22 protein-coding genes and 1 riboswitch are annotated in these 22,096 nt (G+C 42.7%); of the genes, 16 read left to right on the top strand and 6 right to left on the bottom strand.

The annotated features are described in order from the left end of the window. Positions 1–33: 33 nt before the first annotated feature. The 3 genes from M594_RS08380 to rnhC form a co-directional block, all read right to left on the bottom strand. On the bottom strand, positions 34–2,400 hold the full coding sequence (locus M594_RS08380) for an ATP-dependent RecD-like DNA helicase (protein ID WP_173876540.1): 2,367 nt from the start codon (positions 2,398–2,400) through the stop codon (positions 34–36). 233 nt (positions 2,401–2,633) lie between these two features. Further along, positions 2,634–3,248, bottom strand: a complete 615-nt coding sequence (gene lepB, locus M594_RS08375) for a signal peptidase I (RefSeq protein ID WP_173876538.1) — start codon at positions 3,246–3,248, stop codon at positions 2,634–2,636. Positions 3,249–3,251: 3 nt separating this feature from the next. Next, on the bottom strand, positions 3,252–4,133 hold the full coding sequence (rnhC, locus tag M594_RS08370) for a ribonuclease HIII (RefSeq protein WP_173876536.1): 882 nt from the start codon (positions 4,131–4,133) through the stop codon (positions 3,252–3,254). Positions 4,134–4,219: 86 nt separating this feature from the next. Here rnhC and zapA point away from each other — a divergent pair, with 86 nt between their 5' ends. The 6 genes from zapA to M594_RS08340 all read left to right on the top strand — a co-directional run bounded on the left by zapA (position 4,220) and on the right by M594_RS08340 (position 11,093). Further along, positions 4,220–4,522 (top strand): cell division protein ZapA, encoded by a 303-nt coding sequence (gene zapA / locus M594_RS08365; protein ID WP_000002019.1) that lies wholly within the window; start codon positions 4,220–4,222, stop codon positions 4,520–4,522. Beyond that, positions 4,519–5,067 (top strand): CvpA family protein, encoded by a 549-nt coding sequence (locus M594_RS08360; protein ID WP_173876535.1) that lies wholly within the window; start codon positions 4,519–4,521, stop codon positions 5,065–5,067. The genes zapA and M594_RS08360 overlap by 4 nt, the downstream gene beginning before the upstream one ends. 217 nt (positions 5,068–5,284) lie before the next feature. Further along, positions 5,285–7,621 (top strand): endonuclease MutS2, encoded by a 2,337-nt coding sequence (locus tag M594_RS08355; RefSeq protein ID WP_173876533.1) that lies wholly within the window; start codon positions 5,285–5,287, stop codon positions 7,619–7,621. Positions 7,622–7,784: 163 nt separating this feature from the next. Next, positions 7,785–7,873: riboswitch (glycine riboswitch) on the top strand. Between the two features lie 90 nt (positions 7,874–7,963). Further along, on the top strand, positions 7,964–9,286 hold the full coding sequence (locus tag M594_RS08350) for an alanine/glycine:cation symporter family protein (RefSeq protein ID WP_173876532.1): 1,323 nt from the start codon (positions 7,964–7,966) through the stop codon (positions 9,284–9,286). Positions 9,287–9,418: 132 nt separating this feature from the next. Next, complete coding sequence (locus M594_RS08345) at positions 9,419–9,967, top strand: carboxymuconolactone decarboxylase family protein (protein WP_000206768.1); 549 nt, start codon at positions 9,419–9,421, stop codon at positions 9,965–9,967. Positions 9,968–10,193: 226 nt separating this feature from the next. After that, positions 10,194–11,093: a TDT family transporter gene (locus M594_RS08340; protein ID WP_173876530.1), complete on the top strand. Its 900-nt coding sequence runs from the start codon at positions 10,194–10,196 to the stop codon at positions 11,091–11,093. A gap of 23 nt (positions 11,094–11,116) precedes the next feature. On the opposite strand, the gene serS is transcribed toward M594_RS08340, so the two are convergent. From serS to M594_RS08325, 3 genes are all read right to left on the bottom strand, one after another. Then, positions 11,117–12,391 (bottom strand): serine--tRNA ligase, encoded by a 1,275-nt coding sequence (gene serS / locus M594_RS08335; RefSeq protein ID WP_049544783.1) that lies wholly within the window; start codon positions 12,389–12,391, stop codon positions 11,117–11,119. 213 nt (positions 12,392–12,604) lie between these two features. Further along, a complete protein-coding gene (locus M594_RS08330; protein ID WP_000079350.1) occupies positions 12,605–12,976 on the bottom strand; it encodes a DUF956 family protein in 372 nt (123 codons plus the stop codon). 2 nt (positions 12,977–12,978) lie between these two features. After that, positions 12,979–14,343 (bottom strand): aspartate kinase, encoded by a 1,365-nt coding sequence (locus M594_RS08325; protein ID WP_045612220.1) that lies wholly within the window; start codon positions 14,341–14,343, stop codon positions 12,979–12,981. Positions 14,344–14,553: 210 nt separating this feature from the next. Here M594_RS08325 and M594_RS08320 point away from each other — a divergent pair, with 210 nt between their 5' ends. From M594_RS08320 to fabZ, 10 genes are all read left to right on the top strand, one after another. Further along, positions 14,554–15,339: an enoyl-CoA hydratase gene (locus M594_RS08320; RefSeq protein WP_173876529.1), complete on the top strand. Its 786-nt coding sequence runs from the start codon at positions 14,554–14,556 to the stop codon at positions 15,337–15,339. A gap of 93 nt (positions 15,340–15,432) precedes the next feature. After that, positions 15,433–15,867: a MarR family winged helix-turn-helix transcriptional regulator gene (locus M594_RS08315; protein ID WP_000386351.1), complete on the top strand. Its 435-nt coding sequence runs from the start codon at positions 15,433–15,435 to the stop codon at positions 15,865–15,867. Next, positions 15,867–16,841: a beta-ketoacyl-ACP synthase III gene (locus M594_RS08310; protein ID WP_173876527.1), complete on the top strand. Its 975-nt coding sequence runs from the start codon at positions 15,867–15,869 to the stop codon at positions 16,839–16,841. Before M594_RS08315 ends, M594_RS08310 begins: the two co-directional genes overlap by 1 nt. Before the next feature lie 59 nt (positions 16,842–16,900). Beyond that, the gene (locus M594_RS08305) at positions 16,901–17,125 is read left to right on the top strand and encodes an acyl carrier protein (protein WP_000257838.1); all 225 of its coding nucleotides are present in this window, start codon (positions 16,901–16,903) and stop codon (positions 17,123–17,125) included. A gap of 117 nt (positions 17,126–17,242) precedes the next feature. Next, entirely contained in the window at positions 17,243–18,217 is a 975-nt protein-coding gene (gene fabK / locus M594_RS08300) for an enoyl-[acyl-carrier-protein] reductase FabK (RefSeq protein ID WP_173876525.1), read from the top strand. After that, positions 18,210–19,133, top strand: coding sequence for an ACP S-malonyltransferase (fabD, locus tag M594_RS08295; RefSeq protein WP_173876523.1), 924 nt, complete (start codon positions 18,210–18,212; stop codon positions 19,131–19,133). The genes fabK and fabD overlap by 8 nt, the downstream gene beginning before the upstream one ends. 40 nt (positions 19,134–19,173) lie before the next feature. Beyond that, positions 19,174–19,905: a 3-oxoacyl-[acyl-carrier-protein] reductase gene (gene fabG, locus M594_RS08290; protein WP_125386954.1), complete on the top strand. Its 732-nt coding sequence runs from the start codon at positions 19,174–19,176 to the stop codon at positions 19,903–19,905. A gap of 21 nt (positions 19,906–19,926) precedes the next feature. Further along, positions 19,927–21,162: a beta-ketoacyl-ACP synthase II gene (fabF, locus tag M594_RS08285; protein ID WP_020901589.1), complete on the top strand. Its 1,236-nt coding sequence runs from the start codon at positions 19,927–19,929 to the stop codon at positions 21,160–21,162. A gap of 2 nt (positions 21,163–21,164) precedes the next feature. Continuing rightward, complete coding sequence (gene accB / locus M594_RS08280; RefSeq protein ID WP_173876521.1) at positions 21,165–21,674, top strand: acetyl-CoA carboxylase biotin carboxyl carrier protein; 510 nt, start codon at positions 21,165–21,167, stop codon at positions 21,672–21,674. Next, positions 21,671–22,093 (top strand): 3-hydroxyacyl-ACP dehydratase FabZ, encoded by a 423-nt coding sequence (gene fabZ / locus M594_RS08275; RefSeq protein ID WP_000565515.1) that lies wholly within the window; start codon positions 21,671–21,673, stop codon positions 22,091–22,093. Before accB ends, fabZ begins: the two co-directional genes overlap by 4 nt. The last annotated feature ends 3 nt before the right edge of the window (positions 22,094–22,096 follow it).

Here is a 22,096-nt window from a genome sequence, read left to right as displayed (position 1 = left end):
AATCCCACCTGAATTGGTGGGTTTTCTTATGCACTATTTTCCAAAAATCTCTTTGAGGTCTGCATCTGTAATCCCAATCATGGCGGGGATGCTATCCCAGTTTTCTTCGGTTAGGATGTAGGATTGTTCAGAGGCACTTGATGTGGCAGTTTCAGAGACAGCTGGTTGCTTTTCTTCAACATTCTCCAATAAATCACTGAAACGTTCAATCAGATAGGTTTTTCGGGCAGTTCCGATATGTTGGGTAGCATAGTCGAAGGCCTGTAATTCGCCTAGTAAGATAAGCTTGCTTTTGGCGCGTGTAATGGCTGTATAGATGAGATTGCGCTCCAGCATACGCCTACTAGCACTGGTGATAGGTAGGATGACAACAGGGAACTCACTTCCCTGGGACTTATGGATACTCATGGCATAGGCCAAGCGAATTTTGTACCATTCGTTACGTGGGTAAGAAACCTCGTTGCCATCAAAATCAATGACAATCTCGTCTTGTTTCGACTCAGTGTATTTACTCGGAATCAGGTCTGTGATGGCTCCTAAATCTCCATTAAAGACATTGATTTCAGCATCGTTGACCAAATGAATGACCTTGTCTCCCTTGCGATAGTGGCACTGGGGAGCTTCAAAACTGAGTTGATCTTTTTGTGGTGGGTTCAGGAGGTCTTGCATGAGCTGATTGATGGCATCAATCCCTGCTGTTCCTCGGTACATGGGCGCCAGAACTTGGATATCACGGGCAGGGATACCACTTCTTAGGGCAGCGCCTAAGATTTTCTCAATCGTAGCAGGAATATGGCCACTAGCAATTTCAAAGTAGGAACGGTCTGCTTTTTTCTGGGTGAAATCAGCTGGCAAGATACCCTGTCGAATCTGACTAGCTAGGGTGACGATGGTTGATTCTTCGCTTTGTCGGTAAATTTTTTCCAAACGAGTCTGAGGAATCAAGGGAATATGAAGCAGATCCGCTAGAACCTGTCCAGGGCTGACAGACGGTAGTTGGTCGCTGTCACCTACGATGAGAATTTTACTGTTAGAAGAGATGTTGGAGAAGAGTTGGTTGGCCAGCCAAGTATCCACCATGGAAAATTCATCTACGATGATAAAGTCAGCATCCAGATAATCTTCCAGATGACTGGTATCATCGTCCCCTGTCATTCCCAAATGGCGGTGTATGGTCGCGCTAGGCAAACCTGTCAATTCATTCATGCGCCGAGCGGCTCGTCCAGTTGGAGCAGCAAGAAGAATCGGCAGGTTGCTTTTTTTCCTGAGGTCAAGTCCTTCTAAAAGAGCATAGACAGCGATGATCCCATTGATAACAGTTGTCTTACCAGTACCAGGTCCACCTGTCAGGATAAAGACCTTATTCTGGATAGCATCACAGATAGCCTGTTTTTGAATGTTATCATATTCAATCTCCAGATCTTCTTCGACAGTAGCGATATGTTTTTGAATGGTTTCTAAATCATGACTCTTCTGTTTTCCTTTTTCAAGGATACGAACCAAGTGACTGCGGATGCCTTCCTCAGCGAAAAAGAGGCTGTTGTCAAAAATCTTGGTATCAACCTGCTGAACCTTGTCTTCTTCAATCAGGTAGGAGAGTTCTTGGGCCACTTGGCTGGGATCCAGTTCCACGGGGCGAGAAGATTCAAGGAGATTAAGGGTTTGTTCCAGCAAATCCCGTGCTTCAACATAGGTGTCCCCTGTTTCAATACAGGCCTGAAAAAGACTGTGAACTAGACCGGCACGAAAGCGCTCAGGAGCCTGACTTTCGATGCCCAGTTCCTCCGCTAGTTGGTCAGCAATGGTAAATCCCAAACCCTTGATATCCTCAACTAGCTGATAGGGATAATTTTCAACCACATCAAGGGTTTCTTCCTTGTAAAAATCTTGAATCTGGAAGGCTAGTTTATTGGGAATGCCGTAGTTGGCTAGTTTGGCCAAAACCATCTCGGTTCCGTAGTTGAGACGGAGAGTGGAGACGAAAGCCTCGCGATTTTTTGCAGATAGTCCTGCAATGCCTTCTAACTTTTCTGGGTGTTGCAGAATTTCGTCAATGGTATTGTCGCCATAGGTATCCACGATTTTCTGAGCTGTCTTGAGACCAATTCCCTTGAAATGGCTACTTGAAAAGTACTTGACCAAGCCCTTGCTAGTTGGTTTTGCTCTTTCATAACGACTGATTTGCAGTTGTTCCCCATACTTGGAGTGCTGGACAATTTGTCCCCAAAAAGTATAGTCTTCTCCCTCAATCACGTCAGCCATGGTACCGGTGACAATAATTTCAAAATCATCAAAATCCTCTGCGTCCGTATCGTCGATTTCTAGGAGGAGGATGCGATAAAAATTGCTGGGATTTTCAAAAATAATCCGTTCAATGGTTCCTGAAAAATAAACTTCCATAAGATTCCTTTGCATAAATAGGTGAGAGTTAATACTCTTCGAAAATCTCTTCAAACCACGTCAGCTTCGCCTTGCCGTACTCAAGTACAGCCTGCGGCTAGCTTCCTAGTTTGCTCTTTGATTTTCATTGAGTATAACTTTGTTTCTATCTTAATCAAACTGGATAGTGAATAATCATATTCTCACGATAGAAGAAGAGGCTGAGATTGGTGATTCTCGGCCTCTTAGGTCTCTTAAAATGTTCCGATACGGGTGATTGGCCAGAAGCGGAATTTAGCTTCCCCTGTGATATCTTTTGCTTTAAAGGTACCTACGTGGCGGCTGTCGCTCGAAACCAAGCGGTCGTCTCCGAGGAGAAGGTATTCTCCTTCTGGAACAGTAAAGCTAAAGTTGGTATTGTAGTTGACATCAACTGTGAAAGCTTGGGCTTTTTCAGCAATACTTCTAAAGAAAGTTCCTTTATTTCCTTCAAATCCCTTGCCTGAGTATGTGCTTTGGAGTTTGTCCTCCTTGAAGCGTTTGATGTAGTCAGCTAGGTAAGGTTCGTCCGTCTCTTTATCATTGATGTAAAGTTTATCGTTTTCGTAACGGATGGTGTCGCCAGGCATTCCGATGACACGTTTGACAATGTCCTTATTGCCATCTTCCTCATGGGCCACCACGATATCAAAACGGTCAATAGAGAGGTGCTTAACGACAAAGAGTATTTCGCCATCCGCTAGGGTAGGATCCATGGAATGCCCTTCTACGCGAACATTGCTCCAAAAAAAGATACGACTTAAAGCTAGTAATGACAGAATTAGGAGGAACAATCCCCACTCTTTTAAGAAATTTTTAAATGAATTCATAACTTACCTTTCTAAGCGTTTTTTCGCTTTTTCAGTATTTTTAAAGTGCAGTTTGGCGCAGAAATTGAGTCCTTGCATACCATAGGCTTGCAAAATCTGGCTAGCTACCTTATCAGAAGTCGTTCCAGCTCCACTTGGAAGTTGATAGCCCAGCTCTCGTCCTAGATTTTCAAGATTTTCCAGAAAGAGATCACGCGCAATGATAGAAGAAACTGCGACAGCCAAGTATTTGCCCTCAGCCTTTTCTTCTAAGCTGATAGGATTGCTGAAACGATTGGCCTCTTGTGCCAAGTACTTGTCATAATTTTTAGCACTGGTAAAGGCATCAATCACAATTTTCTCAGGCTGAACACCTTTTTGAAGAAGGAGATAGATAGCCTGATTATGGAGGGCCACCTTAACCGAAACAGCGTTGTAGCGGTCTCCGATGACCTCGTTGTACTTGCTTGGTGAGAGAAGCAGTGCCTGGTGCTGGATTTTTTCTTTGAGGATAGGGGCAATCTGACGGATCTTTTGGTCTGTCAGAGTCTTAGAATCCCCCACACCTAGTTTTCGCAAGAAGGCATGCTGGTCAGGTGTGACAAAGGAAGCCACAACTGCAAGCCCACCAAAGTAGGAACCATTCCCTACCTCATCTGTCCCAATCAAAGGGAAATTTTGACCCCTGTTTTCCTCTACAACCTCATAGCCAAAGAAACTAGCATATTTTTCAGCTCCTTCACCCTGAAGCAAGACCTTTCCAGAAGTATAGATAGAAACCGTTGCTTGAGGTAGTCGCAAAAAGTAGCGAATATAGGGATTCTTGCTGGGAGCCAGACTGGTTTGATAGTGTTCAAGAAAAGCCTGAATCTCCTTTTCGCTTGGTGTGAGTGTTATACTTGCCATAGTTTCTATTGTACCACAAAAGCAGGCAAATTTGTAAAAACTGACAAAATTAGCGAATTTTGGTATAATATCGTGAGGTGAATTTTATGGCAAATCTAAATCGATTCAAATTTACATTCGGGAAAAAATCATTAACCTTGACAAGCGAGCATGATAACCTTTTTATGGAGGAAATCGCCAAGGTTGCGACAGAAAAATACCAAGCAATTAAAGAACAAATGCCTAGTGCAGATGATGAAACAATCGCTCTTTTGTTGGCGGTCAACTGTTTATCAACTCAGCTCAGCCGTGAGATTGAATTTGATGATAAGGAGCAAGAATTAGAAGAACTCCGTCACAAGCTTGTGACTTGCAAGCAAGAACAGAGCAAGATTGAGGATTCCTTATGATTTCACTCCTTCTTCTATTGGTCTTGGCTTGGGGATTTTATATCGGCTATCGGAGAGGCCTGCTCTTACAGGTTTATTACCTTATTTCAGCTATGGCATCGGCTTTTGTGGCTGGCCAGTTTTATAAGGGACTTGGAGAGCAATTTCATTTGTTGGTCCCTTATGCAAATCCGCAGGAAGGTCAGGGAACTTTCTTTTTCCCATCGGATCAACTCTTTCAGTTGGATAAGGTCTTTTACGCGGGTATCGGCTACTTGCTTGTATTTGGGATAGTCTATAGCATCGGTCGTTTGCTTGGTCTCCTCTTACACTTGATTCCTAGTAAAAAACTGGGTGGTAAGTTGTTCCAAGTTACAGCAGGGATATTGTCCATGTTGGTAACCTTATTTGTCTTGCAAATGGTCTTGACCATCTTGGCGACCATTCCCATGGCAGCTATACAAAATCCTCTTGAAAAGAGTATTGTCGCAAAACACATCATCCAGAGCATACCGGTAACAACCAGTTGGCTCAAACAAATCTGGGTGACAAATTTAATCGGATAAAAAGGGCAGGAGTTTTCCTAGCCCTTTGTTTACAGATTGACAAGAATCTATCAGAATGTAAAAAGCTAATACTCTTTGAAAATCTCTTCAAACTACGTCAGCTTCCATCTGCAATCTCAAAACACTCTTTTGAGCAGCCTGTGGCTAGCTTCCTAGTTTGCTCTTTGATTTTCATTGAGTATACCACACCTAGACATTCAAAAACAAGGAAATAAAGATGAACAAGAAAATATTAGAAACATTAGAGTTCAATAAGGTCAAGGCCTTGTTTGAACCCCATTTGTTGACCGAGCAGGGCTTGGAGCAATTGAGACAGCTGGCTCCGACTGCTAAGGCAGATAAAATCAAACAGGCTTTTGCTGAGATGAAGGAAATGCAGGCACTCTTTGTTGAGCAACCGCATTTTACCATTCTTGCAACCAAGGAAATCGCAGGAGTCTGCAAGCGGTTGGAGATGGGAGCGGACCTCAATATCGAGGAGTTCCTCCTCTTGAAGCGCGTGCTTCTTGCCAGCCGAGAACTGCAAAGTTTTTACGCCAATCTGGAAAATGTCAGCTTGGAAGAATTAGCTCTTTGGTTTGAGAAATTACATGATTTTCCGCAATTACAAGGAAATCTTCAGGCCTTTAATGATGCAGGTTTCATTGAAAATTTTGCCAGTGAAGAATTGGCGCGCATCCGTCGAAAAATCCATGATAGCGAGAGTCAGGTACGCGATGTCTTGCAAGATTTGCTCAAACAAAAAGCGCAGATGTTGACAGAAGGGATTGTTGCCAGTAGAAATGGCCGTCAGGTTCTACCTGTCAAAAACACCTACCGCAATAAGATTGCAGGTGTCGTTCATGATATTTCTGCTAGTGGAAATACCGTCTATATTGAACCCCGTGAGGTGGTCAAACTGAGCGAAGAAATTGCCAGTTTACGAGCAGATGAGCGCTATGAAATGCTTCGCATTCTCCAAGAAATTTCTGAGCGTGTTCGCCCTCATGCGGCTGAGATTGCCAATGATGCTTGGATTATCGGCCGTTTGGATTTGATTCGTGCCAAGCTTCGTTTTATCCAAGAAAGGCAAGCAGTAGTTCCTCAGCTATCAGAAAATCAAGAGATTCAACTGCTCCATGTCTGCCATCCTTTGGTCAAAAATGCCGTTGCAAATGATGTCCATTTTGGTCAAGATTTAACAGCGATTGTCATTACAGGTCCCAATACAGGTGGGAAGACCATCATGCTTAAAACTCTGGGCTTGACACAGGTTATGGCCCAGTCCGGTTTGCCGATTTTAGCAGACAAGGGAAGTCGTGTTGGTATTTTTGAAGAAATTTTTGCTGATATTGGCGATGAACAGTCTATTGAACAGAGCTTGTCTACCTTCTCTAGCCACATGACCAATATTGTGGATATTCTTGGCAAGGTCAACCAACATTCACTCTTACTCTTGGATGAGTTGGGGGCTGGTACAGATCCTCAAGAAGGAGCAGCCCTTGCTATGGCTATTTTAGAGGACCTTCGCCTGCGTCAAGTCAAGACTATGGCTACTACTCACTATCCAGAGCTCAAGGCCTACGGTATCGAGACAGCCTTTGTGCAAAATGCCAGCATGGAGTTTGATACTGCAACTCTTCGCCCGACCTATCGCTTTATGCAGGGTGTTCCTGGTCGAAGCAATGCCTTTGAAATTGCCAAACGTCTAGGACTATCTGAAGTTATCGTAGGAGATGCTAGCCAGCAGGTCGATCAGGACAATGATGTCAACCGGATTATTGAGCAACTGGAAGAGCAGACGCTTGAAAGTCGTAAACGCTTGGACAATATCCGTGAGGTGGAGCAAGAAAATCTCAAGATGAACCGTGCTCTCAAAAAACTTTACAACGAGCTCAATCGTGAAAAGGAAACCGAGCTTAATAAGGCGCGTGAACAGGCTGCTGAGATTGTGGACATGGCCCTAAGTGAGAGTGACCAGATTCTTAAAAATCTCCATAGTAAATCTCAACTCAAGCCCCACGAAATTATTGAAGCCAAGGCCAAGTTGAAAAAATTGGCTCCTGAAAAAGTAGATTTGTCTAAAAACAAGGTCCTTCAAAAGGCCAAGAAAAAACGAGCTCCAAAGGTGGGAGATGATATCGTGGTGCTCAGCTATGGTCAGCGAGGTACCTTGACCAGTCAACTCAAGGACGGCCGCTGGGAAGCCCAAGTCGGATTGATTAAGATGACCTTGGAAGAGAAAGAATTTGACCTTGTTCAAGCTCAGCAAGAAAAGCAGGTCAAGAAGAAACAAGTCAATGTTGTGAAACGAACTTCTGGTCGTGGTCCACAAGCCAGACTGGATCTTCGAGGAAAACGCTATGAAGAAGCTATGAATGAGCTAGATGCCTTTATCGACCAAGCCTTGCTTAACAATATGGCTCAAGTTGATATCATCCATGGTATCGGAACAGGTGTTATCCGTGAAGGTGTCACCAAATACCTACAAAGAAACAAACATGTCAAGAGTTTCGGCTATGCCCCACAAAATGCGGGAGGCAGTGGTGCGACTATTGTCACTTTTAAAGGATAGCAGTATTCTGGGCTTTATACAGTAAAAACTGTTGAATTAAGTTTTACTAATAAACACATTGACAAAAGCCAACATTTTTTGTAAAATAAGAATCAATTAAATACCAACACCGAATGAAGTTTAATAGAAGTGGTAAATCGTTTGATTTTCCATGACTGTAAATGGACGGAACTCTGGAGAGACCGTAAAGGCACCGAAGGGGCAAGGCAGGCAACTGCTCAAACTCTCAGGTAAAAGGACAGAGCTAGGATAGACCGCTTTTTAGCATTTATCTAAGCATTCCAGAGTACATGTATCTTGCATGTGCTCTTTCTTTTGGGGTTGAAAAGATAGGAGAAGGAAATGTTAGAATTGCTTAAATCAATTGATGCTTTTGCTTGGGGTCCACCCCTCTTGATTTTATTGGTTGGGACAGGGATTTACCTAACTGCCCGTCTAGGACTTTTGCAGATTTTGCGTCTGCCAAAGGCCTTCCAGCTTATTTTTACTAAGGACAAAGGGCATGGCGATGTATCCAGTTTTGCGGCCTTGTGTACAGCACTCGCAGCGACAGTTGGTACGGGAAATATTATCGGGGTGGCGACGGCTATCAAGGTCGGTGGCCCAGGAGCCCTCTTTTGGATGTGGATGGCTGCTTTCTTTGGAATGGCAACCAAGTATGCGGAAGGATTATTAGCCATTAAATACCGTACCAAGGACGACCATGGTGCAGTAGCGGGAGGTCCCATGCACTATATCCTTCTAGGGATGGGAGAAAAGTGGCGTCCCCTTGCTATCTTCTTTGCCCTGGCAGGTGTGCTAGTAGCTTTGTTGGGAATCGGAACCTTCACCCAGGTCAACTCGATTACAGAATCTATCCAAAATACAACAACTATTTCGCCAGCCATCACCGCTCTTGTCTTGTCAGTATTTGTAGCAATTGCAGTCTTTGGAGGACTCAAGTCCATTTCTAAGGTTTCAACTACTGTTGTTCCTTTTATGGCTATTATTTATATTTTGGGAACTCTTACAGTTATTTTCTTTAATATCGGGAAAATACCTGCTACAATCGCTTTAATCTTGACATCCGCTTTTAGTCCAGTTGCTGCGGTAGGTGGATTTGCCGGTGCTAGCATTCGGATGGCTATTCAAAATGGTGTTGCGCGTGGTGTGTTCTCAAACGAATCTGGTCTGGGTTCGGCTCCGATTGCAGCAGCTGCGGCTAAGACAAATGAACCAGTAGAGCAAGGCTTGATTTCCATGACAGGAACCTTTATTGATACCCTCATTATCTGTACCTTGACTGGTTTAACCATCTTGGTAACTGGTGTTTGGAGTGGTGATTTGAATGGGGTTGCCTTGACTCAGTCAGCCTTCTCAACAGTCTTTTCACACTTTGGACCTGCCCTTTTGACCATCTTCCTTGTGCTCTTTGCCTTTACAACGATTCTAGGTTGGAACTATTACGGAGAACGCTGTTTCGAGTTTCTCTTTGGGGTTCGCTTTATCTGGCTCTACCGTGTGGTCTTTGTACTCATGGTCTTGTTGGGAGGATTTATCGAGTTGGATATGGTTTGGATTATCGCAGATATTGTCAATGCCTTGATGGCTCTGCCGAACTTGATTGCCCTCTTAGTTTTATCGCCAGTCGTTATTGCTGAGACTAAAAAGTATTTTAATAAATAATGAAATCACACATCGCGTGTGATTTTTTTGCTTTCATAAAAAATTTCTATCAGTGTAATTTAAAATATATATTATACACGGTATAGAATCTGTGATAGACTAGATTTCAACAACATGAAAAGAGGTTTTATGATGACAACATTTACAATTCATACAGTAGAATCAGCGCCAGCAGAAGTGAAAGAGGTTCTTGAAACAGTAGAAAAAGATAACAATGGCTATATTCCTAACCTAATCGGTCTCTTGGCTAATGCACCTACTGCTTTAGAGGCTTACCGTACTGTCGGAGCTATTAACCGTCGCAATAGCCTGACACCTGTTGAGCGCGAAGTGGTGCAAATCACGGCAGCTGTGACCAATGGTTGTGCCTTCTGTGTCGCAGGTCACACCGCCTTTTCAATCAAACAAATCCAGATGAATGATGACCTTCTGCAAGCCCTTCGCAATCGTACTCCAATTGAAACAGATCCTAAATTGGACACCTTAGCTAAGTTTACCTTGGCGGTAATCAATACCAAGGGTCGTGTAGGTGATGAAGCCTTGGCTGAGTTTTTAGAAGCAGGCTACACCCAACAAAATGCCTTGGATGTGGTTCTTGGTGTCAGCCTAGCAAGCCTATGTAACTATGCCAACAATCTAGCCAATACACCAATTAACCCAGAATTGCAACCTTATGCTTAATCATTATCTGAGTAAAAAATGAAGTCTGAAATAATTGGACTTCGTTTTTTTTATACTCAATGAAAATCAAAGAGCAAACTAGGAAGCTAGCCGCAGGTTGCTCAAAGCACAGCTTTGAGGTTGCAGATAAAGCTGACGTGGTTTGAAGAGATTTTCGATGAGTATTAAGTCCTCATTTAAGCGCTTTTATGTTATACTGAAACTAACATGATTATTGGAGGTTAGGATGAAAAAACTCCCCTTGGTATTTTCTGGTTGTTTGCTAGGTTTGGCAGGAGCTGGAAATCTCGTTTTAGATACGTTGCCGGTTCTGTCCCATCTGTTGAGTCTGACAGGTTTGGTTTTGTGGACTTACTTTCTAATGCTGCATCTCTTTAATTGGAAGGAAACCAAGCAAGAATTGACCAAGCCTCCTCTTTTGTCAGGAATGGCGACCTTTCCCATGGCTGGGATGATTTTATCGACTTATGTCTTTCGAGTCTTCCCTCATTTCCCTTTGGTAGCGCAAGGACTTTGGTGGTTTTCATTTCTCTTGGATTTGTTCTTGATTGCTGGTTTCACCATTAAATTTGCCTATCCGGGGCGGAGGGTTCATGCGACTCCTAGCTGGACGGTTCTCTATGTGGGGATAGCAGTAGCAGCCTTGACCTATCCTCTTGTAGGTATCATCGAAATTGCCTATGCGACCTTGAGTTTTGGTTTTCTCCTAACCTTCTATCTCTATCCCCTTATTTATAGCGATTTAAAGAAACATCCGCTCCCACTAGCCTTGCTTGGGCAAGAAGGAATCTACTGTGCTCCTTTCTCTCTACTCTTGGCTTCTCTGGTTCGGGTTGGAGGAGCCAGCCTACAAACCTGGGTCTTAATCGTCATGATTTTGGCTTCTCAATCCTTCTTTTTCTTTGTTTTGACTCGCCTGCCCAATATTTTAAAACAAGGCTTTCAACCAGCCTTTTCAGCCCTCACCTTCCCGACCATTATCACAGCTACTTCGCTTAAGATGGCTCAGGGAATCTTGAAACTTCCATTTTTGGATTATTTGGTAGTGGCTGAAACTGTTATTTGCCTAATCATTTTGCTCTTTGTATTAGGTGCTTATTTGATTTGGTTACGAAAAAAGGTCTAGCTAGAAATAGCTAGGCCTTATTTTTATGGTTTGATAACTTCAGCGTCACCCATGTATGGACGAAGAACTTCTGGGATGGTCACAGAACCATCTGCATTTTGGTAGTTTTCAAGAATAGCAGCCACTGTACGTCCAACTGCAAGTCCAGAACCGTTCAAGGTATGGAGCAATTTCACCTTGCCATCTGCTTCATCACGGTAACGGATTTGGGCACGACGGGCTTGGAAATCTTCTGTGTTTGAACAGCTTGAAATTTCACGGTAGGTATTTTGTGCTGGAATCCAAACTTCCAAGTCGTAAGTTTTAGCAGCTGAGAAGCCCATATCTCCTGTAGAGAGAGCAACGACACGATATGGAAGGTTGAGTTTTTGAAGGATATTTTCAGCGTTGGCTGTCATTTTTTCCAATTCTTCGTAAGATTCTTCTGGCTTGGCAAATTTAACCATTTCAACCTTGTGGAATTGGTGCAAACGAATCAAGCCACGAGTATCACGACCAGCAGAACCAGCCTCGGAACGGAATGATGGGCTCATAGCAGTAAAGTAGATTGGCAGGTCTTTACCATCAAGGATTTCATCACGGTAGTAGTTTGTCAGAGGAACTTCAGCTGTAGGGATAAGGACATAATTGCTATCGCTGAGTTCAAAAGTATCTTCCTTGAATTTTGGATATTGACCAGTCCCAAACATAGAATCATGGTTAACCATGTAAGGTGTGATGACTTCTGTATAGCCTTCTTTTCCATGTTCATCCAACATAAAGTTGTAGATGGCACGTTCCAAACGAGCGCCGAGACCTTTATAGAAGAGGAAGCGAGCTCCTGTTACCTTACCCCCACGTTCCCAGTCAAGGATGCCAAGGTCTTCACCCAGATCCCAGTGAGCTTTTGGCTCGAAATCGAACTCGCGTGGAGTACCCCAACGGCGAACTTCCACGTTGTCATCTTCATCAGCTCCAACAGGAACGCTGTCAGCTGGGATGTTTGGAAGAGTAGTAGTAAATTCTGTCAATTTAGCATCGATTTCTGCCAATTCAGCATCCAAGGCTTTAACCTCAGCAGATAGATTCTGCATGGCAGCAATCTTGTCATCTGCATTTTCCTTGTTGCGCTTAGCTTGGGCAATCTCAGCTGAAACTGTGTTACGTTCAGCCTTGAGAGTTTCAACCTTGACTAAAATATCACGACGTTTAGCATCGATTTCTTTCATCTCGTTTAAGACAGCAGCATCTACACCACGTGTAGCCAATTTTCCTGCGACAGAATCAAAGTCTGTACGAATACGTTTGATATCTAACATAAGAACTCCTTTATGAAAAAAGCACACCTGACAAAGCGTTGGAGTGGCAGGGCCACGGTTCCATCCAACTTCACAGGTGTGCACTTGATTGTGTATGTAATTGTTACTAACGGTAGAATTTCACCTATCCCTCCTATCTGCTCGCAGCACCCGCAGACTTTCTGAAAGAAGAAGATAACCTACTTATCCGTTGCTATGATTATACTAAAGTTTCTACTTTTTTGCAAATAGATTTTTAAATTTTTGGCTAATTGTCTGAATCAGGGTCGGAAGTTTGACGACCTTGTCATTGCCCAGTTTTTCGCGAGCAATTTTAAGAATGGCACCTGAGTCTTTTGAAGCAAAGAGGAATTTTCCTCTGTCTGTAAAGACTTCGAAGTGGCGACTGATTTTTCGCCCAGTGACATTGGCCCCAATCTGGTTGATATGGCTCCAAGGAATCTGGATAAATTGTTCGACATTGACATCTGGGTAAAATTCCAGAGCCTGATCTCCGACAAGAAATTTCCCAACTTTCCCAGCTATAGAGAGGTAGGAGGTACCTGTTGTATTGAGAAGCACTGTTTTGTTAAGAGATTGGGCCATGGTTAGTCTTCCTTACTTTCACCGAAAAAGGCATTGTAGAGGGCTTTGATTGCTGCTTTCTCTTGGTCTTTATTGACAACGAACATAATAGAAACTTCACTAGAACCTTGCGACATCATCTGGATGTTGATCTTGTTTTCAGATAGAGCGCGTGTCGCAGTAGCAGTTACTCCGATATGGCTCTTCATCTTTTCACCAACAATCATAATGATAGAAAGGTCGTGTTCGATTTCTGCATGGTCTACTTCAGCCTTTTGAACCAACTGACGAAGGATTTCTTCTTCCTTGATAGGAGTTAGTTCGCGAGAACGGAGGATGATTGAAAGATCGTCGATACCTGTTGGCATATGTTCCCAACCGATGTTAAGATCTTCAAGGATTTGCAGAACCTTGCGTCCAAATCCCACCTCACGGTTCATGAGGTATTTAGACATGTTGATGCTGACAAAGCCAGAATCACCAGCAATTCCCACAACTGGGAATTCATCACTACTGTGTTTTAAAACAATACGAGTACCTGGATGGTCAGGATTGTTGGTATTCTTGATAACTAGAGGAATTTTTCCACGGTAGGCAGGTAGAAGAGCTTCATCATGAAGGACTGAGAATCCTGCATAGGCCAACTCACGCATTTCACGGTAGGTCAACTCAGGAATCGAGTGTGGTTGGTGGATAATACCAGGGTGGGCTGCAAAGATACCATCAACGTCTGTAAAGTTTTCATAGAGGTCTGCCTTAACACCGGCAGCAATGATAGAACCTGTAATATCAGAGCCTCCACGTGAGAAGGTACAGATTTGATTTTCCTTGGTAACCCCAAAGAAACCAGGAATGACTAGGACTTCATTTGCATTCGTCAATTCCTCAATCTTGTCATAACTTGATGGAATGATTCGAGCATGACCAGGTTCACTTGTGACCACAATACCAGCTTCTCGAGGGTGCACATAGCGTGCATCAATCCCATTTTGGTTAAAATAGGCAGCAATCAATTTAGCATTGTTATTTTCACCGGCTGCTAGAAAAGTGTCGTAGAGAAATTCATTTTCATCAATAGGAAGAGTGGCTAAGGCGCGAATGCTTTTGGAAATTTTTTCTAGCACAGCTGGTTTAAGACCTAGTTCACTAACCATCGCAGCATAGCGGTCAATAATCCAGTTTTGGCTCTTGCTAATATCGTTACCAGCAACATAGTCGCGGTAGTATTTAATCAAGGCATCCGTAACCTTAGTATCTTCAGCATTGCGTTTACCAGGCGCAGAAACGACTACAAAACGACGCTCTGAATCGCTTTTTACGATGTTTAAAACTTTTTCTAATTGACTAGCAGAGGCAAGAGAGCTACCTCCAAATTTAACAACCTTCATAAGAACTCCTAAAGTAAGTATTTTATACGATTATAGCAGAAAGAAAGTCTTTTTTCAATGAAGAAAATAAGATGCGTTCTAGTATAAAGCGAGCCTTTCTAATCGGCTGAGACACTTTCAGTTGATTTTTTCTTGCTTTCTGCTCCTAAAAAAGATATACTTTGAAAATGAAATAATTTAAACTGCTTATAAAATAAAAAAGGAGTCCAGATGGAACACATTATTTATCAGCTTAAAGAGGATTTGGCAATCCTTACGTTAAATCGTCCTGAGGTCGCGAATGGTTTTCATATTCTCATGTGTGAGGAGATTTTAGAAGCCCTGACTTTGGCAGAAGAGGATCCAGCTGTGCATTTTGTCTTAATCAACGCGAATGGCAAAGTCTTTTCAGTTGGGGGAGATTTGGTTGAGATGAAGCGAGCAGTGGATGAGGATGATATTCCATCATTGACGAAAATCGCAGAATTGGTCAATACTATTTCTTATAAAATCAAGCAAATTGCAAAGCCTGTTTTGATGGAGGTTGATGGGGCAGTTGCAGGTGCCGCAGCAAATATGGCTGTTGCTGCAGATTTCTGTCTGGCAACGGATAAGGCTAAATTTATCCAAGCCTTTGTTGGAGTTGGCTTGGCTCCGGATGCAGGAGGAATTCATCTCTTGAGCCGAAGTATTGGTGTGACGCGTGCTGCTCAATTAGCTATGACAGGTGAGGCTTTGAATGCAGAAAAAGCTCTAGAGTGGGGCCTGGTTTACCGTGTCTGTGAAGCTGATAAACTTGAACAGACTAGAGAACAGCTTCTTAAAAAATTGAGACGCGGATCAGCTAATTCCTATGCAGCCATCAAGAAGTTGGTTTGGGAGAGCCAATTTAAAGATTGGCAAGATTATGCTGCTTTAGAATTGAAGCTACAGGAATCTTTGGCCCAAACAGAGGATTTCAAAGAGGGAGTTCGGGCTCATTCGGAAAGAAGACGACCTAAATTTACAGGAAAATAAAAAAATACTTGCACCATTCTTTGAAGTTTGATATAATTCTCTTGTCAAATGTTTTGATTCTAAAAGTTTTTTTGAAAAGGAGGGAAGGAAAGATTGGACTACCAACGAATTAATGAATATTTAACGTCTATATTTAACAATGTCCTCGTTATTGAGGAAGTTAGCTTGAGAGGTAGTCGTTTCAAGGATATCTCCATCAAAGAAATGCATACGATTGATGTGATTGGGAAATTCCCAGATGTGACACCAAGTCAAGTGTCGAAAGAGTTGATGGTGACTCTTGGGACAGTTACGACTAGTTTGAATAATCTCGAACGCAAGGGGTACATTGAACGCATTCGTTCAGAACATGATCGACGTGTGGTGCATCTGCATTTGACAAAGAAAGGTCGCTTGGTTCATAGGCTACATAAACGCTTCCATAAGGCTATGGTTGAAAAAATCATTGATGGTATGAGTAAGCAAGAAATTGAGGTTATGAGCAAAGGTTTGACCAATCTTTATCAATTTTTGGAGGATTTGAGATAATGGCTTTTGCAAAAATAAGCCAGGTTGCTCATTATGTGCCTGAGCAAGTGGTTACAAATCATGATTTGGCTCAGATTATGGATACCAATGATGAGTGGATTTCAAGTCGGACGGGAATACGACAAAGGCATATCTCAAGAACAGAATCTACTAGTGATTTGGCTACAGAGGTTGCTAAGAAACTGATGGCAAAAGCTGGAGTCACAGGAGAGGAGTTGGATTTTATCATTCTAGCTACCATTACTCCTGATTCGATGATGCCCTCTACAGCTGCTCGTATACAAGCTAATATTGGTGCTAATAAGGCCTTTGCTTTTGACCTAACAGCTGCTTGTAGTGGATTTGTATTTGCTCTTTCAACTGCTGAAAAGTTTATCGCTTCTGGTCGCTTTCAAAAAGGCTTGGTGATTGGTAGTGAGACCCTCTCTAAGGCAGTTGATTGGTCAGACCGGTCAACAGCTGTTTTGTTTGGAGATGGTGCTGGTGGTGTCTTGTTAGAAGCTAGCGAGCAAGAGCATTTTTTAGCAGAGAGTCTCAATAGTGATGGAAGTCGCAGCGAATGTCTAACGTACGGACATTCAGGCTTACATTCTCCATTTTCAGATCAAGAAAATGCAGATTCGTTTTTGAAGATGGATGGACGCGCAGTCTTTGATTTTGCTATTCGGGACGTAGCCAAGTCTATCAAGCAGACTATTGATGAATCTCCTATAGAGGTGACAGACTTGGATTATCTGCTACTTCATCAGGCTAATGACCGTATTTTGGATAAGATGGCTAGAAAAATCGGTGTTAACCGAGATAAAATTCCAGCCAATATGATGGAATATGGCAATACCAGTGCAGCAAGTATCCCGATTTTACTTTCAGAGTGTGTAGAACAAGGTCTCATCCGTTTAGATGGTAGCCAGACTGTTCTACTATCAGGCTTCGGTGGAGGCTTGACATGGGGCACGCTCATTCTTACAATTTAGGTAATCATGTGGTGAACACATTGTTATAAAAAAACTATTTATTTTAAAGGAGTCCTATCATGGCAGTATTTGAAAAAGTACAAGAAATTATTGTTGAAGAACTTGGAAAAGACGCATCAGAAGTAACACTTGAATCAACTTTTGATGATTTGGACGCAGATTCATTGGACTTGTTCCAAGTAATCTCAGAAATCGAAGATGCTTTTGATATCCAAATCGAAGCAGAAGATGACTTGAAAACAGTTGGTGACTTGGTTGCCTACGTTGAAGAGCAAACAAAATAAGCAGAATATAAGATAGAAGGAGTAGGGAAACCCGCTCCCTCTTGTTTAGGCAATAGTTTGATTTTCAAATTATGGCGGTATCGAACTATTACGTAAGCAAGAAACGATGGAGGCACTATGAAAACACGTATTACAGAATTATTGAACATTGATTATCCTATTTTCCAAGGAGGAATGGCCTGGGTTGCTGATGGTGATTTGGCAGGAGCTGTTTCCAAGGCTGGAGGACTAGGGATTATCGGTGGGGGGAATGCCCCTAAAGAAGTTGTCAAGGCAAATATTGATAAAATCAAATCATTGACTGATAAACCCTTTGGTGTCAACATCATGCTCTTGTCTCCCTTTGTGGAAGATATTGTAGACCTCGTTATTGAGGAAGGGGTTAAGGTAGTTACAACAGGCGCAGGAAATCCAAGCAAATACATGGAACGTTTCCATGAAGCTGGTATTACGGTTATTCCTGTTGTACCTAGTGTTGCTTTAGCTAAACGCATGGAAAAAATCGGTGCGGACGCTGTTATTGCAGAAGGAATGGAGGCCGGGGGGCATATCGGTAAATTAACAACTATGACCTTGGTGCGTCAGGTTGCTGCTGCTGTATCTGTTCCTGTTATTGCTGCAGGAGGGATTGCGGATGGTGAAGGTGCTGCTGCTGGTTTTATGCTAGGTGCAGAAGCTGTTCAGGTTGGAACTCGCTTTGTCGTTGCAAAAGAGTCTAATGCCCATCCAAATTATAAGGCGAAAATTTTAAAAGCTAGAGATATTGATACTACGATTTCAGCTCAACACTTTGGACATGCTGTTCGTGCGATTAAAAATCAGTTGACTCGTGATTTTGAACAGGCTGAAAAAGATGCCTTTAAACAAGAAAATCCAGATTTGGAAATTTTTGAACAAATGGGAGCAGGTGCTCTAGCCAAAGCAGTTGTTCAGGGAGATGTGGATGGTGGATCTGTTATGGCAGGTCAAATTGCAGGGCTTGTTTCCAAAGAAGAAACTGTTGAAGAAATCCTAAAAGATTTGTATTACGGAGCAGCTAAGAAAATTCAAGAAGAAGCCTCTCGTTGGGCAGGAGTTGTAAGAAATGACTAAAACAGCCTTTTTATTTGCTGGCCAAGGTGCCCAGTATCTAGGTATGGGACGGGATTTCTATGATCAGTATCCGATTGTCAAAAAAACGATTGATCAAGCAAGTCAGGTGCTTGGTTATGATTTGCGTCATCTTATTGATACAGAAGAAGAAAAACTCAATCAGACTCGCTATACGCAACCAGCTATTTTAGCGACTTCAGTTGCTATCTATCGTTTATTGAAAGAAAAGGGCTATCAGCCTGATATGGTTGCTGGTTTGTCACTTGGAGAATACTCTGCCTTAGTAGCCAGCGGTGCCTTGGATTTTGAAGATGCGGTTTCCTTGGTAGCTAAGCGTGGAGTTTTTATGGAAGAAGCGGCTCCTGCTGGCTCTGGCAAGATGGTCGCAGTTCTCAATACGCCAGTAGAGGTTATTGAAGAAGCCTGTCAAAAAGCTTCTGAGCTTGGAGTGGTTACTCCAGCCAACTATAATACACCTGCACAAATCGTGATTGGTGGAGAAGTGGCTGCAGTTGACCGAGCTGTTGAACTCGTGCAAGAAGCAGGTGCCAAACGCTTGATTCCACTCAAGGTGTCAGGTCCCTTTCATACCGCTCTCCTTGAGCCTGCTAGCCAGAAACTAGCTGAAACTCTTGCTCAAGTAAGTTTTGCAGATTTTACTTGTCCCCTAGTTGGTAATACAGAAGCTGCTGTCATGCAAAAAGAAGATATAGTTCAACTCTTGACGCGTCAGGTCAAGGAACCAGTTCGTTTCTATGAAAGTATTGCAGTTATGCAAGAAGCAGGAGTAACCAACTTTATCGAGATTGGCCCAGGGAAAGTCTTGTCAGGCTTTGTCAAAAAAATTGATAAAACAGCTAAACTAGCCAATGTTGAAGATCAGGCGAGTTTGGAAGCCTTGCTAGAAAACGAGTAATCCCTTCTTCCACAAATACAAGAGGAAACAGGAGAAAAGAATGCAACTAAAAAATAAAAATATCTTTATTACAGGTTCGAGTCGTGGGATTGGTCTTGCCATCGCCCACAAGTTTGCTCAGGCAGGAGCCAATATTGTTTTAAACAGTCGTGGGGCAATCTCAGAAGAATTGCTCGCTGAGTTTTCAAACTATGGTGTCAAGGTGGTTCCCATTTCAGGAGATGTATCAAATTTTGCAGATGCTAAGCGTATGGTTGATCAAGCTATTGTAGAGCTGGGTTCAGTAGATGTTTTGGTCAACAATGCAGGGATTACCCAAGATACCCTAATGCTCAAGATGACAGAAGCAGATTTTGAAAAAGTGCTCAAGGTTAACCTGACTGGTGCCTTTAACATGACACAATCAGTCTTGAAACCGATGATAAAAGCTAGAGAAGGTGCTATCATTAATATGTCTAGTGTTGTTGGTTTGATGGGAAATATCGGTCAAGCTAACTATGCAGCTTCTAAGGCTGGTTTGATTGGTTTTACCAAGTCTGTGGCGCGTGAAGTGGCCAATCGCAATATCAGGGTTAATGCTATTGCACCTGGAATGATTGAGTCCGATATGACAGCTGTTCTATCAGACAAGGTAAAAGATGCTATGCTGGCACAAATTCCTATGAAAGAATTTGGGCAGGCAGAGCAGGTTGCAGATTTGACAGTATTTTTAGCAGGCCAAGATTATCTAACTGGTCAAGTGGTTGCCATTGATGGTGGCTTAAGTATGTAGCAGAAGCTAGAGGTAAAAAAGATGAAACTAAATCGCGTAGTAGTAACAGGTTATGGAGTAACATCTCCAATCGGAAATACACCAGAAGAATTTTGGAATAGTTTGACAACTGGAAAAATCGGAATTGGTCCAATTACAAAATTTGATCATAGTGACTTTGATGTGCATAATGCAGCAGAAATCCAAGATTTTCCTTTTGATAAATACTTTGTAAAGAAAGATACCAATCGTTTTGATAACTACTCTTTGTATGCTTTGTACGCAGCCCAAGAGGCTGTCAATCACGCTAATCTCGATGTAGAGGCTCTTGATAAAGATCGTTTTGGTGTTATTGTTGCCTCAGGTATTGGTGGAATCAAGGAAATTGAAGATCAAGTGCTTCGCTTAAATGACAAAGGACCAAAACGTGTGAAACCATTGACCCTTCCAAAAGCCTTGCCAAATATGGCTTCAGGAAATGTCGCTATGCGTTTTGGAGCAAACGGTGTTTGTAAATCCATCAATACTGCCTGCGCTTCATCAAATGACGCGATTGGGGATGCCTTCCGCTCAATTAAGTTTGGTTTCCAAGATGTTATGTTGGTAGGTGGTTCAGAAGCCTCTATCACACCTTTTGCGATCGCAGGTTTCCAAGCCCTAACAGCTCTCTCTACTACAGAGGATCCAACTCGTGCTTCTATTCCATTTGATAAGGACCGCAATGGGTTTGTTATGGGTGAAGGTTCAGGGATGTTGGTTCTTGAAAGTCTTGAACATGCTGAAAAACGTGGGGCAACCATCCTTGCTGAAGTAGTTGGTTACGGAAATACTTGTGATGCCTACCATATGACTTCTCCTCATCCAGAAGGTCAGGGAGCTATCAAAGCCATTAAACTAGCCTTGGAAGAAGCTGAGATTTCTCCAGAGCAAGTAGCCTATGTCAATGCTCACGGAACGTCAACTCCTGCTAATGAAAAAGGAGAAAGTGGAGCTATTGTAGCTGTTCTTGGTAAGGAAGTACCTGTGTCATCAACCAAATCATTCACGGGCCATTTGCTGGGTGCTGCAGGTGCAGTAGAAGCTATCGTAACAATCGAGGCTATGCGTCATAACTTTGTACCAATGACAGCTGGGACAAGCGAAGTATCAGATTATATCGAAGCCAATGTCGTTTATGGACAAGGCTTGGAGCAAGAAATTCCATACGCTATTTCAAATACTTTTGGTTTTGGTGGCCACAATGCAGTTCTTGCTTTCAAACGTTGGGAGAATAAATAAATATGAATTTAAACGATATTAAAGACTTGATGGCTCAATTTGACCAGTCAAGTTTGAGAGAATTTTCTTATAAAAATGGGACGGATGAGTTGGAGTTTAGCAAGAATGAAGCTAGACTTGTGTCTGAAGTTGTACCTCAAGTTGTACCTCAAGTTGTACCTCAAGTCGCTCCAGCGCCCGTTCTAGCAACACCAAGTCCAGTAGCTCCTACATCTGCTTCAGCAGAAACTGTAGTGGAAGAAGTTCCAGCCCCATCTGAAACAAGTGTGGCTGCTGAGGGAGATGTTGTAGAGAGCCCACTTGTTGGAGTGGCTTACTTGGCTGCTGGTCCAGATAAACCTGCCTTCGTTTCAGTTGGTGATAGTGTTAAAAAAGGCCAAACATTAGTTATTATCGAAGCCATGAAAGTCATGAATGAAATTCCAGCACCTAAGGATGGTGTGGTAACGGAAATTCTCGTTTCCAATGAAGAAATGGTTGAGTTTGGTAAAGGATTGGTACGTATCAAATGATCGATATTCAAGGAATCAAAGAAGCTCTGCCTCACCGCTATCCCATGCTCCTAGTGGATCGTGTTTTGGAAGTGAGCGAGGATACCATTGTTGCCATCAAAAATGTGACTATCAACGAGCCCTTCTTTAACGGCCATTTTCCTCAATATCCAGTTATGCCAGGTGTTCTAATCATGGAAGCCTTGGCGCAAACTGCTGGTGTTTTGGAGTTGTCTAAGCCTGAAAATAAGGGGAAACTGGTCTTTTACGCTGGTATGGATAAGGTTAAATTCAAGAAGCAAGTTGTACCAGGCGACCAATTGGTTATGACAGCTACTTTTGTAAAACGTCGTGGCACAATCGCTGTGGTTGAAGCAAAGGCTGAAGTGGATGGCAAGCTTGCAGCTAGTGGTACTCTTACCTTTGCAATAGGGAACTAAGGA

Source organism: Streptococcus mitis, from assembly GCF_013305725.1.
GTDB classification, from domain to species: Bacteria; Bacillota; Bacilli; order Lactobacillales; family Streptococcaceae; genus Streptococcus; species Streptococcus mitis_BO.
Note: the sequence above shows the minus strand (reverse complement) of the source record. Positions and strands in the feature narration are given on the sequence as shown.